Source organism: Paenibacillus sonchi, assembly GCF_016772475.1.
In the GTDB taxonomy this organism is placed as follows: domain Bacteria; phylum Bacillota; class Bacilli; order Paenibacillales; family Paenibacillaceae; genus Paenibacillus_AQ; species Paenibacillus_AQ sonchi.
This window is the reverse complement of sequence record NZ_CP068595.1, coordinates 1,493,512-1,506,296: the sequence shown is the minus strand read 5'-3', so window position 1 is coordinate 1,506,296 and position 12,785 is coordinate 1,493,512. Positions and strand designations below refer to the sequence as shown.

Below are 12,785 nucleotides of genomic sequence, written 5' to 3'. Positions count from 1 at the left end.
GCCGGAATGGGCGGTCATCTATTATAATCAACAGCCCGAGACGGAAAAGAGGTGCAGATGATGTCCCTGCTTGTGAAGCAAACAGAGAAAGTGAAGAACTACGTGAATGGCGTGTGGGTGGACTCCTCCTCGGGACAGCAGGAGGAAGTGTTCAATCCGGCAACCGGAGAGGTCATTGCTTATGTGCCCATTTCCAGCCGGAATGAGCTGGACGATGCGGTAAAAGCGGCAGCTGAGGCGTACCGTTCCTGGAAAAAGGTTCCCGTTCCGCGCCGCGCCCGCTATTTCTTCCAGTACCAGCAGCTGCTGGTGCAGCATAGGAGCGAGCTGGCCGGACTGATTACGCTGGAGAACGGCAAAAGCCTGGAGGAAGCGCTCGGCGAAGTGCAGCGCGGCATTGAATGTGTGGAATTTGCCGCCGGCATTCCCACGCTGATGATGGGCAGCCAGCTGCCGGACATTGCTAGCGGTGTCGAGTCCGGCATGTACCGGTACCCGCTTGGGGTGGTGGGCGGCATTGCGCCGTTCAACTTTCCGATGATGGTGCCCTGCTGGATGTTCCCCCTGGCGGTTGCCTGCGGCAACACCTTTGTCATGAAGCCCTCCGAGCGCACGCCGCTGCTGATGAACAGGCTGGCGGAGCTGTTCGCGGAAGCGGGATTTCCGCCGGGGGTGCTGAATGTGGTGCACGGGGCACATGAGGTGGTGAACGGGCTGCTTGAGCATGAAGAGGTCAAGGCTGTTTCCTTCGTAGGCTCCCAGCCGGTGGCGGAATATGTCTATAAGCGCGGAACATCGTCCGGCAAGCGGGTCCAGGCCCTGGCCGGAGCCAAAAACCATTCGATTGTGCTGCCCGATGCCGATCTCGGCAGCGCGGTCAAAAACATCATTTCCGCCGCCTTCGGCTCTGCGGGCGAGCGCTGCATGGCCTGCTCTGTGGTGGTTGCCCATGAGGCTGTAGCCGATGAATTAGTCCGCCGCCTGGTTGACGCGGCGGACAGCCTGAAGATCGGCGACGGCAAGGACGAGGGGGTGTTCCTCGGCCCGGTGATCCGCCAGTCGAACAAGGAGCGTACGGCCGCTTATATCGAAACGGGAATTCAGGAGCAGGCGGAGCTGGTGCGGGACGGCAGATTGGACAGTGCAGCAGGCGGAGCGGGCTATTTTCTCGGCCCGACGCTTTTCGACCATGTGCAGCCGGGTATGACCATCTGGCGGGATGAAATTTTTGCGCCGCTGCTGGCGGTGGTGCGGGTCAAGGATCTGGCCGAGGCGATTGCCGTGACGAATCAGTCTCCTTTTGCCAACGGGGCCTGCATCTATACGGACAGCGCCAAGGCGATCCGGGAATTCCGGGAAGAGATTGATGCGGGGATGCTGGGGATCAACCTGGGTGTGCCTGCGCCGATGGCGTTTTTCCCTTTTTCGGGCTACAAGAAATCCTTTTATGGGGATCTGCATGCGAACGGCAGGGACGGCGTCGAGTTCTATACCCGCAAGAAGATGGTTACCGCGCGTTATTAACTATTTAAGATATTGAGAGGAGAGAGTGCCATGCAGAGCCTGGGGAACGAAAGCGGGCTGGCCGTCCAGAAGGATCAGCAGTATTTATGGCATAACATTACACCCTACAGTGAGAAAAATCCGCCGATGATCGCCGCAGCGGCAAGCGGGTCATGGGTGACGGATATTGACGGGAACAAGTTTCTGGACGGCATGTCCGGCCTGTGGTGTGTGAATGTCGGCTATGGACGCAAGGAGCTGGCGGAGGCGGCTTATCATCAGCTCCTTAGCCTGCCGTATTTCCCGCTTACACAGAGCCATATGCCGGCGATCGCCCTGGCTGAGAAGCTGAACACATGGCTGGAAGGGGAATATGTCATTTTCTTCTCCAACAGCGGTTCAGAAGCCAACGAAGCCGCCTTCAAAATAGCCCGCCAGTACCAGCAGCAGACCGGCCAACATTATCGTCATAAATTCATCGCCCGTTACCGGGGATATCATGGCAGCTCGCTTGGCGCACTCTCGGCTACCGGTCAGGCCCAGCGCAAATATAAATATGAGCCGCTCGGCGGCGGGTTTCTGCATGTGGCCCCGCCGGACAGCTATCGCCGTCCAGCCGGCATGACCGTGGAGGAATTCAACCTTCAGAGTGCGCAGGCGATAGAGGATACGATGATCTGGGAAGGCGTGGAGACGGTGGCGGCGGTCATTATGGAGCCGGTGATTACCGGCGGCGGTGTCATTGTGCCGCATCAGGTCTATCTGGACCGGGTGCAGGAGATTTGCCGCAAGCATGGGGTGCTGCTGATTATTGATGAGGTCATCTGCGGGTTCGGGCGGTCCGGCTGCAAATTCGGCCATCAGAATTATAGCGTGAAGCCGGATATCATCACCATGGCCAAAGGATTGACCAGCGCCTACCTGCCGCTGTCGGCAACGGCAGTCCGTAAGGATATCTACGATGCCTTCAAGGATAACAGCGACGATTACGGGCATTTCCGCCATGTGAATACTTTTGGCGGTAATCCGGCAGCCTGTGCGCTTGCCCTGCGGAATCTGGAAATCCTGGAGCAGGAGAATTTGGTGGAGCGCGCCGGTATCCTCGGCAAAAGGCTGGCTGCGGAGTGGGCCGGACTGCTGGACCATAAGCGGGTGGGGGATATCCGCAGCTTCGGGCTGATCATTGGCATTGAGCTGGTAGCGGATAAGGCCACCAAGCAGCCTGCCGATCTGGCTGTCGTTAAAGGCATTATCGCGGAGTGCAAAGCCAAAGGGCTGATCATCGGCAAAAACGGGGACACGGTAGCAGGCTTCAATAATGTGCTCACCATCGCTCCGCCGCTGTCCTCGACCGATGAGGATATCCGGTTTATCATCGATACGGTCAAAACTGTGCTGAACGGGAGCTGGGCAGGGTGAACTTCTCAGGATACAGGAGCTGGTAGGCGCGCAGGGCGACCTGGATGGAGATGCGGTTCTCCGGCAGCATGAAGTCTTCGCCCAGCAGCTCGGTGATTTTGTCCAGCCGGTAGTAGAGCGACTGTCTGACAATGAACAGATTCCGGGCGGCAATCTGCTTCGAACCGTCATGGTCGAGATAGACGCGCAGGGTCAGCAGCAGCTCGCTTCCTTTGGCGCTATCATGGTCAATTAAGGGACCGAGATAGCTGCGGATGAAGTTCTCCAGCGTCTTGCCGTCATTCAGGCTCAGCAGCAGCTGGAAGACGCCCAGCTCTTCATAGAACAGAATGGACTTCTGATAACAAGAATACAGAGACAGCGCTTGTACGGCTTCCTGGTATCCGGCATAGGCGTGCTTCAGGCCCCGGTGGGACTTGCTGACGCCGATCACGAGCTGCAGGTCCTTCAGCTTCTCGTCGGAGCGGATGTGCTGCAGGGCATCGAGCGCCTGCTGCAGCCGGAGCTTGCCGGGCAGCTTGGAGCGGATGTCGAGGGCGATGACGGTGAGGCGGTTGTTCTTCAGCGTAATCAGCGGGCGCAGCGAGTACTTCTCGAAGATCGAGCGGAGGATGAGCGACAAATGAAAGGTGATCGATTCCCAATCATTCTCCGAGCTGTTCCATTTCACATCGCGGGGGTTTTCGATTTCGACCAGGCACACACGGTAGGGAAGCTCATTAACCACATTGAAATCAGGCCCGACCAATCCTTTGAGCCGGTTGTCATCCTGGGTCCGGCCGCCGATCAGCTCATCCACCCACAGATTCTCCGAGAACAGCTTGCGCTCCTCCATATACCGCGTGCGCAGCAGCTCCTGGGCAATGGACAGCGACGCAGAATCGAGCAGCAGACAGTCAAACTCCTGCGGCTTATGATTGCAGACCATCAGAATATAAGCCCAGGTCTGGTCGAGCGCACCCACCGGCTTCAGGGCAATCGTCTTGTGGCCATAGTCGCGGATATAAGGGGCGGCATCCGGCTGTACACCCTCCATTTCTTCGCCGAACGCTTCGAAGAAGCTTAGGAGAGGGGCCTGATCTTCAGGTGAAAGTGCCGGGAAGAACAGGGGTTTTCCTTGCGGCTGCATATACACAATTTGTGTGCGGGTGCTTTTGCATAATAATTGCAGCACCTTGATCGTACCTTGAGAGGTCAGTGTCAGTCGGTGGAACTCACGGGAGATGCTCTCCAGCTCCTGGAGCATGCGGTGATGGCGGTTGATAATGAGGGAATGCAGATCAAGTGTGATATCTACGAAGCGTACAGTGCGGGTAAAAATGATCAGCGGGAAGTCATGCCGGTTGGCCAGATCAATCATTTCCTGGGGAATGCTGCTGAAATAGTCCCCCAGCTCGATGCATAAGCAGGCTGCGTTCTTGTCAATCAGATTCTGCATAAAAGATAAGGAAGAGGGCAGGCCGGCGCTTGCGCCCATGCCGGTGGTCAGAATCATTTCCTCCCCGTGGATCAGGCTTTCAAAGCCCGCGCTCTCCAGCACATGCACCCAGCGGATGGCACGGTTCAGGCCGGTTCTGCCGCCGATGACTTCCGATTCTGCAAACAGCGGTCTTTTGAGTGCATCACGAATGGTGAAAACAAGCTCCCAATCCATAAACATCCCCCTCGCTTGACATATGATCTTTTCCCGCCTGGTTCGGGCAGTTCTCAGGCTATTCTCACAGGTAAAAAATACACTTTTGAAATTAGACACTCTGTCTAATGTAACGAAAAATGGAATTTACTATAGTTTCAATATAACGTGTAAGGAAAGTTGACCTAAGTGGATGAGAAGTGGAATGAGGAATAAGGTTTATTGTTCATTTTACTACATTAATTCTGAGAAGTAAGCAAAATATTAAGGCGATTCTCGTAACTGTGTTATATTATATAACATAAATATGACGCTAAAGCGGAAGTCATTCATACAGAAGGAGGGATACGGATGGAGCTCACTTCTCCGTTAAACACATTCACGCCCGACATGTTCAGGCGCAATTTTGCCGAGGCCGAGCCTGGCCTTACCCGCAAAGGTGCAATCGAAGAGTCCAACCGCTGCCTGTATTGTTATGATGCGCCCTGCATCAAAGCCTGCCCGACCAGCATTAATATTCCTTCTTTTATCAAGCGAATTGCGACCGGCAATCTGAAGGGTTCGTCACAGACGATCATGGATTCCAATCCGGTGGGCGCCAGCTGCGCGCGGGTCTGTCCAACGGAGGAACTGTGCGAAGGGGCTTGTGTGCTGAATGATGCTTCTGCACCGGTCCAGATCGGGCTGCTGCAGCGTTATGCTACCGATTGGGCAATCAGCAGCGGAGCCCGGTTATTTAAGCCGGGTCTTGCTAACGGCAGGAGAGTCGCCGTAATCGGCAGCGGTCCCGCCGGTCTGTCAGCAGCCAGGGAGCTGGCGCGTGAGGGTTGTGGTGTGGTGATCTATGAAGCGAAGGAGCTTGCGGGCGGACTGGACACACATGGGATCGTCTCGTTCCGGCTGCCGCAGTCCATCCCGCTGTGGGAAGTGGAGCAGGTCCAGAAGCTGGGGGTAGAGATCCGTACCGGAATGAAGGTGGGCGTGGATGTCTCTGTAGAGGAGCTGAAGGCCGGATATGATGCTATTGTGCTGGCTGCGGGAATGGGGTATGTTCCGCCTCTCGGCATTGAAGGGGAGAAGCTCTCCGGCGTGTATGATGCCATCGAGCTTGTGGAAACCACAAAGACCGGCATTCCGGCATTGGAGCTGATGGGCCGGCGGGTCGCCGTCATCGGGGCAGGCAACACGGCGGTTGATGCGGCCACCTGCTCGGTGCGGCTGGGAGCGGCGAATGTGAAGATGGTCTACCGCCGGACGCCCGCGGAGATGACCGCGTATGATTTTGAATATGAATTCGCCAAGCAGGAGGGTGTGGAATTCAGCTGGCTGACCCTGCCGAAGCGGATCGTCGGGGATGAACTGGGCAATGTGACTGCTCTGGAGTGTGTGCAGATGAAGCTGACCGGGGAGACCGGCAAGGACGGCCGCCTGATACCGGTGCCGGTGGAGGGTTCTGAATTCCTGATGCCGGTAGATGCGGTGGTGGTAGCCATCGGACAGAAACGGCGGGTTGACCTGATTGAAGCGCTGGGGCTTGAGCATGAACGGGGCGTGGTCAAGATTGATGAGAAAACCGGCCGGACCTCCGATCCGCAGATTTATGCAGCCGGGGATATCGTCTTCGGCTCGGGCAAAGGTGAAGCGACGGTAGTCTCCGCTGCCCGGCAGGGCAAGGATGCCGCTTATGCCATTATGCAGCAGTTGTCGGGTCTGCAGGATAGTGTGCTTGGCTCTATCCTTCGCTGAATTTTCTTCGTCAGAAGTGCCGCGAAGGAGCGGCATGTATGTCTGCTGTATAAATTGGAGCTGCTGTGCGAATCCAAGGCCGGCTGCTCTTACCGGTTTTACATGACAGGGAGGTAATATTAATGGCAGATTTGAGTATCGATCTTGCAGGGATCAAGTCACCCAATCCATTCTGGCTGGCCTCGGCGCCGCCTACCAATACCGGCTACCAGGTGCAGCGCGCCTTTGAGGCAGGCTGGGGAGGTGCGGTGTGGAAGACGCTGGGCGATCCGATTATCAATACCTCTTCCCGGTTTGCGGCTGTGCATTTCAACGGGCAGCGTGTAGCCGGCTTCAATAATATCGAGCTGATCACCGACCGCCCGCTGGAAGTCAACCTCAAGGAAATCTATGAAACGAAAAAAAGGTTTCCTAACCATGCCGTGGTCGCCTCTCTGATGGTAGAGCCGAAGCAGGAGAAATGGCATGAAATCGTCAAGCGGGCCGAAGCTGTCGGCGTAGACGGTCTTGAGCTTAACTTCGGCTGTCCGCACGGCATGGCTGAGCGCGGGATGGGCGCGGCCTCCGGGCAGCAGCCCGACCTGGTGGAAGCCCAGACCTACTGGGTCAAGGAAGTGGCGGCTACGCCCGTCATTGTGAAGCTGACGCCGAATATTACGGACATTACGGTTGTAGCCCGCCACGCCGTTAAGGGCGGAGCGGATGCGATCAGCCTGATCAATACGATTAACAGTCTGGCAGGTGTTGACATCCATAGCTGGAACACGATCCCGAATGTGGGCGGCCAAGGGGCGCACGGCGGCTACTGTGGTCCTGCTGTGAAGCCGATTGCCCTCAGCATGGTCGCTGAATGTGCGCGCGACCGCGGGGTGGGCGTGCCGATCTCCGGGATCGGCGGGATCTCCACCTGGCAGGATGTGGTGGAGTTCATGCTGATGGGCTCTACCGGCATTCAGGTCTGCACGGCGGTCATGCACCACGGGTTCAGGATTGTCGGGGAGATGATCGACGGCTTGAACAACTATCTGGATGACAAAGGATTGGCTTCAGTCACAGAGCTGATCGGCAAATCGGTGCCCAAATACTCCAACTGGGGCGATCTGGATCTGAATTACAAAGTGGTGGCACGAATCAACGAGGAGAACTGCATCAACTGCAACAAATGCCATATTGCCTGCGAAGACGCTTCGCATCAATGCATCGATATGCTTACAAATGCCGGCGGCAAGGCCATTCTGCACGTGCGCGAGGAGGATTGTGTAGGCTGCAACCTGTGTTCCATTGTCTGCCCGGCGGACGGGGCGATTGATATGGTGGCTCTGGACAGCGGAGCGGCTCCAATGACCTGGAATCAGCGGCAAAAGGTCATCAGCAGCCTGAACGGCTCATATTCGGAAGCGGAGGTGGTGTAAGGATGAAGAAGATGATCAAGAATGGCATTATCGTTACCGCAGCGGATACGTATGCAGGAGATGTTCTGATCGAGGACGGGATCATTGCCGGTATCGGCCTGAATCTGGAAGCGCCGGGTGCGGAGATCATCGACGCTTCCGGCTGCTATGTATTCCCGGGCGGCATTGATCCCCATACGCATCTGGATATGCCTTTTGGCGGCACGGTGACCGCCGACGACTTCGAGACTGGAACGATTGCCGCCGCATATGGCGGGACAACGACAGTCATCGATTTCTGCCTGACCGCCAAAGGCCAGCCGCTGCAGCAGGCCGTGGATACCTGGCATCACAAATCACAGGATAAGGCGGTGATTGATTACAGCTTCCACCTGATGGTCTCGGAGCTGAATGACAAGGTGCTTGGCGAGCTGCCGCAGATTATTGAGAACGAAGGCATCACCTCGCTGAAGGTGTTCATGGCCTACAAGAACACCTTCCAGGCTGACGACGGCGTGCTGTACAAGACGCTGCAGGCCGCCAAGCGGGAGGGCGCTCTGGTGATGGTCCATGCCGAGAACGGCGATGTGATTGAATATCTGGTCGAGCAGGCCTTGGCTGCCGGGAACACCGATCCGATCTACCATGCCTTGACCCGTCCGCCGGAGCTGGAAGGCGAGGCCACCGGCCGGGCTGCTTATCTGACGGAGCTGACCGGTTCCCAGCTGTATGTGGTGCATGTGACCTGTGCGGAAGCCGCCTGGAAGATCGCAGAAGCGCGCCGGAAAGGGCTGCGTGTCTACGGCGAGACCTGTCCGCAGTATCTGGTACTCGATCAGACGGCGCTGGAGAAGCCGGACTTCGAAGGTGCCAAATATGTCTGGTCCCCGCCGCTGCGCGAAGAGTGGAACCAGGCTGTGCTGTGGGATGCGCTCTGGAGCGGCGCGCTGCAGACAATCGGCTCCGACCAGTGTTCCTTTAATTTCAAGGGACAGAAGGACCTTGGGCTAGGCGATTTCTCGAAGATTCCGAACGGCGGACCGACCATTGAAGACCGGTTCAGTGTGCTCTACTCCGAAGGCGTGCAGAAAGGCCGCATTTCCCTGAATAAATTTGTTGATATTATTTCCACATCGAGCGCCAAGCTGTTTGGGCTTTTTCCTCAGAAGGGCACCATTGCGGTAGGCAGTGATGCAGATATCGTGATTTTCGATCCATCCGCCGAACGAACCCTTTCCGCTGAAACCCACCATATGAACGTAGACTACAATCCCTTCGAAGGCATGGAGGTCAAAGGCGAGCCGGTCTCCGTGCTTAGCCGGGGGGATTTGTCATTCGCGACAAGCAGTTTGTCGGCCAAGCGGGGTCCGGGAAATATCTGCACCGCAAACGGTTCGAAGCGGAAGCCCCGCGTCCCTTGCAAGCCAAAGTAAGCGGAGGGGTGGTCTGAATGTCTGCATATGCCGAGTTCGACAAGGAGCGGAAAGAGATTGACGCTCTGCTGCGGCAGGGCTACGTCGTCACGGGTATCCATGAGGACCTGGATGGAGCGAGAGTAAAATTCGCCAACAGCAAACCGGGTGTGAGTTCTGTAGAGCTGCTGCTGCTGACTGCAGATAGCCGCAAGTATGTGACTACGTTGGTTTTTGCCGCCGGAGTGAGGCCAGTCGCTCCAATAGAAACACATATATAAGCTGTCATAAGCAGTTGATTGATGTGAATTTTGGAGACCAAGCCTATTCCGTCTTTATACGGTATGGGCTTGGCCTTTTTTTGAATCTAGGGAAGTGGGATGTATGGGAAGGAACGCATCCGGAGAAAAGTATTGTATAATTGAGGCTCAGTGCCTGCAATTTCAACTTATGGATGAGGAGAGCGGATTTCCTATGTTTTTTTTAGATAGTATGTCATGGCTGACGGAGGAGCGTCTTCTGCAGCTGCTGGAGCAATACCGCTCACTGGGTCCTCTGCCCGGGATCGGGCTGACTTTCATGAAATCCTTCGTACCGCCGTTGCCGACGATTGCGATAGTAGGGCTTAACGGGGCGGTGTACGGGCTGTGGCTTGGTTTTTTGTATTCCTGGCTCGGGCTGGTTGCGGGCTGTGTGACCACGTTCCTGATTATCCGCCAAATCGCCTCGCACCCTTACTTGCGCAAGTGGGCGCTGCGGCCCAAAGTTGCGAGAGGTATGCAGTGGGTCCGCAATAGCGGCTTCAGCTATGTTTTTCTGCTTAGCCTGTTCCCGGTTGGACCCTTTGTTGTAATCAATATGGCTGCCGGGCTTGCGCAAATGCGGCTGCGCTCGTATCTGCTTGCATTGTGTGCGGGCAAAGCGATCATGGTGTTTGCGGTTTCCTATATTGGTAATGATGTGGACCGGTTCATCCGCCATCCCGTAGAAATCATCTATGTGCTGCTCTTTATCGGGGGTTCACTCTGGGGGTTAAGGCCATTGAGGCCCGGTTCACCCGGGCCGCGCAGGCGCGGGAGAAGCAGCTTCCGGCAGACGAATCGCTACAACGTAAATAATCCGCTGACAGCAGCCTTATTCCCGGCTGCATCGGCCGGGTGCACCCAGCTGTTCGTGCTGCAGTTATAACGGTAATCCTGTCTCCACACACTGATGTGGCGGACGATGCTGTGGACGGCGTGGATCATGAACTCAACCTCACTGTCGGTCATAATGGGATGCAGCGAAAGGCGGACCCACCCGGGCTTGAGGGACTGGTCACCGGCATGAATGGCCTGGATAAATTCCCGGGAGAGCTCCCGGTCCAGTCCGAGCAGATGATGGCCGTAAGGTCCTGCGCAGGAACAGCCGCCGCGCGCCTGAATGCCAAACCGGTCATTGAGCAGCCTGACCACGAGATTATAATGAATATCTTCAAGATTGAAAGATACAATGCCATGACGCCTGGTGTGTTCGCCCGCAAGTATCTTGCAGCCTGGAATGGAGTGAAGCCCGGTGAGCAGCCTGCCGCACAGCTGCTGATCTCTGGCAAGCATGAATCCGCCGTCCCCGTTCATCGCCTCCTTCAGCTTGAGGCACAGCGCTGTGCGGAAGGCCTGCAGAAATCCGGGAGTCCCGCTGTCCTCGCGTACTTCGACTGAATGAATATACCGGCGTCCGCCCCAGGCATCGACCCAGACCACAGTTCCGCCGCCCGGTTCATCCGGCAATTGGCCTCTGCTAAGGCCCAAATCGAAGACCAGCACTCCCCCTGTGCCGGGGCCGCCGAGAAATTTATGCGGTGAGAAAAAGATAGCATCCAGCTTCTCCAGCGGATCTGCCGGATGCATGTTGATAGATACATACGGGGCGCAGGCGGCAAAATCCACAAAGCAAACCCCGCCGTGGCGGTGCATGGCGGCGGCGAGCCTGTGATAGGGGGTATGGATGCCTGTAACATTGGAGCAGGCTGTGAAGGAACCGATTTTGAAGCGGCGGTTCCGGTAGAGTATCAGCAGGCGCTCCAGCTCCTTAAGATCAGCAGTTCCGTCCGCCCCGGCAGGGACGGTAACTACATCGCCGATGCCTTCCTGCCAGGGCAGCAGATTGGAGTGATGCTCCATGTGGCTGACAAAAATAACCGGACGTTCCTCCGGGACGCATAGATAATCCTCCTGGAGCCATTCGGGAAGCTTCAGGCCCATCAGCCGCTGCAGCTTGTTGATTGCGCCGGTGGTGCCGTTGCCGCAGAAGAGCAGAACATCATCCGGCCCGGCGTTCACATGGTCCCTGATAATCTTCCGCGCTTCATTATAGGCGAGGGTCATGGTCAGACCGGTTGTGTTCGATTCTGTATGCGGATTGCTGACATAAGGCCCGAAGCTCTCCTGGATTTTGCGTTCAATGGGTTCATACAGCCTCCCGCTGGCTGTCCAGTCAGCATACAGCAGCGGCTGACGGCCATAGGGAGTGGAGATCACATGCCGCCCCCAATAGTATGCTCGCGAAAAGCTGCGAAATGCTCCAGCAGTGAAACGGGCTCCTCTGCCGTAGAAGCGCGGTTGATACTCAGCACGGGTAATCCCTCCAGCCAGTAGTTACTTTAAAATATAGGGATAAATGGGTTCAAGTCATCAATCATCCTTATATTTTGCCGAAACAGATGCCGTCCTTTACTGGACGGCGAAGCTGTTTCTCCTTATGGCCCAGTATATGCCCGCCGGAGGAAATAGGTTAAAGCCCAGAAGCAGCCGTCCGCAAGCAGGCTAGATGAACAACTGCATATCGCTTTCCAGAGCGTCCTTCAGATAGGCGGCGGCATCAATAATCTCGACCTCGGGAAGGAGTTCCTCCGGCTTGAAGCCCATGATGTCGACGGAGAGCTTGCAGGCGTAGAACTTGATGTTTTTTTTGCGGGCCCCCTTCAAAAAATGAATCAGCTTCGGCGCTCCCTGATCTTCGATCATTTCCTCCAGCATCAGCTTCCCGAGACCGCTGAAATTCATCCGCGAGAGCGGCAGCTGCTCCGGTCCTTTCGGTGTAATAACGTCCATCAGCTTTTCATAGATCGTTTTGTCCTCCAGTGTCATTTTGTCCGGATCACGGACAAGGAATAATCCCCAGAACGAGAAGAACATCGTGACCTCCACGTCGATATCCCGGGCGGTATTGGCCAGAATCAGCGCCGCCATCGCCTTGTCATACTCCCCGCTGAACATCAGCAGATTCATTCGTTTACCCATCTTACTTATCCCTCCATTGAAACCCAGAATGTCATTAGTATGGTTGTGGAGGGAAGAAGTATGCTTCCGGTCACAGGATGTCCGCACATAAGAGGTGAATTGGCGGGAGGCGAAGGGATGGAGGGGGAGGGGCAAGTGGCGAAGAGGTGGAGGGGCAAAGTGGCGAGGGCAAAGTGACGAGGGGCGAAATGTCGAAGGGCAAAGTAGTGAAAGGGCGAAGTGTCGAAGTGGTGAGGTTTCGAAGGGGTGAAGTGGCGAGGAGCGAAGTGTCGAAGGGCGAAGTGGTGAAGGGACGAAAGGGCGAAAAGACTAAAGGCCAGCCGGTTGGCCTCAGTTTGCGGGGAAGCTAGTTGTGTCAGTTGGCGTATTCGTTGATCAAGTTCAGCGCATCTGTTGTATT

General features: G+C 56.2%; 8 protein-coding genes and 2 pseudogenes. 7 read left to right on the top strand and 3 right to left on the bottom strand.

Annotated elements, in window-relative coordinates:
- The first annotated feature begins 60 nt into the window (after positions 1-60).
- Complete coding sequence (locus JI735_RS06900; protein ID WP_039838778.1) at positions 61-1,524, top strand: CoA-acylating methylmalonate-semialdehyde dehydrogenase; 1,464 nt, start codon at positions 61-63, stop codon at positions 1,522-1,524.
- Positions 1,525-1,554: 30 nt separating this feature from the next.
- The gene (locus tag JI735_RS06895) at positions 1,555-2,922 is read left to right on the top strand and encodes an aspartate aminotransferase family protein (RefSeq protein ID WP_039838779.1); all 1,368 of its coding nucleotides are present in this window, start codon (positions 1,555-1,557) and stop codon (positions 2,920-2,922) included.
- Here JI735_RS06895 and JI735_RS06890 read toward each other — a convergent pair.
- Entirely contained in the window at positions 2,888-4,576 is a 1,689-nt protein-coding gene (locus JI735_RS06890) for a PucR family transcriptional regulator (protein ID WP_039838780.1), read from the bottom strand. The two genes, JI735_RS06895 and JI735_RS06890, sit on opposite strands and share 35 nt — an antisense overlap.
- A gap of 330 nt (positions 4,577-4,906) precedes the next feature.
- Here JI735_RS06890 and JI735_RS06885 point away from each other — a divergent pair, with 330 nt between their 5' ends.
- The 5 genes and pseudogenes from JI735_RS06885 (at position 4,907) to JI735_RS06865 (ending at position 10,292) form a co-directional block, all read left to right on the top strand.
- Entirely contained in the window at positions 4,907-6,301 is a 1,395-nt protein-coding gene (locus JI735_RS06885) for an NAD(P)-dependent oxidoreductase (RefSeq protein ID WP_202677222.1), read from the top strand.
- A 122-nt stretch (positions 6,302-6,423) separates the two neighbouring features.
- Positions 6,424-7,713 (top strand): NAD-dependent dihydropyrimidine dehydrogenase subunit PreA, encoded by a 1,290-nt coding sequence (preA, locus tag JI735_RS06880; RefSeq protein WP_202677221.1) that lies wholly within the window; start codon positions 6,424-6,426, stop codon positions 7,711-7,713.
- Positions 7,714-7,715: 2 nt separating this feature from the next.
- Positions 7,716-9,142: pseudogene (gene hydA, locus JI735_RS06875) on the top strand (dihydropyrimidinase).
- Positions 9,143-9,385 (top strand): hypothetical protein, encoded by a 243-nt coding sequence (locus JI735_RS06870; protein WP_051052254.1) that lies wholly within the window; start codon positions 9,143-9,145, stop codon positions 9,383-9,385. It abuts the pseudogene before it with no gap.
- 193 nt (positions 9,386-9,578) lie between these two features.
- The gene (locus JI735_RS06865; RefSeq protein WP_411830066.1) at positions 9,579-10,292 is read left to right on the top strand and encodes a TVP38/TMEM64 family protein; all 714 of its coding nucleotides are present in this window, start codon (positions 9,579-9,581) and stop codon (positions 10,290-10,292) included.
- On the opposite strand, the pseudogene JI735_RS06860 reads toward JI735_RS06865, so the two are convergent.
- Positions 10,208-11,718, bottom strand: a pseudogene (locus tag JI735_RS06860) (aminotransferase class V-fold PLP-dependent enzyme). The gene JI735_RS06865 and the pseudogene JI735_RS06860 overlap by 85 nt on opposite strands.
- Before the next feature lie 190 nt (positions 11,719-11,908).
- Positions 11,909-12,385: a DsrE/DsrF/DrsH-like family protein gene (locus JI735_RS06855; RefSeq protein WP_020426973.1), complete on the bottom strand. Its 477-nt coding sequence runs from the start codon at positions 12,383-12,385 to the stop codon at positions 11,909-11,911.
- Positions 12,386-12,785: the final 400 nt, after the last annotated feature.

Excerpts from the sequence above, each read along its gene's own strand:
- JI735_RS06870 (WP_051052254.1), top strand. The coding sequence starts at position 9,143 with ATGTCTGCATATGCCGAGTTCGACAAGGAGCGGAAAGAGATTGACGCT.
- JI735_RS06895 (WP_039838779.1), top strand. The coding sequence starts at position 1,555 with ATGCAGAGCCTGGGGAACGAAAGCGGGCTGGCCGTCCAGAAGGATCAG.
- JI735_RS06900 (WP_039838778.1), top strand. The coding sequence starts at position 61 with ATGTCCCTGCTTGTGAAGCAAACAGAGAAAGTGAAGAACTACGTGAAT.
- JI735_RS06885 (WP_202677222.1), top strand. The coding sequence starts at position 4,907 with ATGGAGCTCACTTCTCCGTTAAACACATTCACGCCCGACATGTTCAGG.
- JI735_RS06855 (WP_020426973.1), bottom strand. The coding sequence starts at position 12,385 with ATGGGTAAACGAATGAATCTGCTGATGTTCAGCGGGGAGTATGACAAG.
- preA (WP_202677221.1), top strand. The coding sequence starts at position 6,424 with ATGGCAGATTTGAGTATCGATCTTGCAGGGATCAAGTCACCCAATCCA.
- JI735_RS06865 (WP_411830066.1), top strand. The coding sequence starts at position 9,579 with ATGTTTTTTTTAGATAGTATGTCATGGCTGACGGAGGAGCGTCTTCTG.
- JI735_RS06890 (WP_039838780.1), bottom strand. The coding sequence starts at position 4,576 with ATGGATTGGGAGCTTGTTTTCACCATTCGTGATGCACTCAAAAGACCG.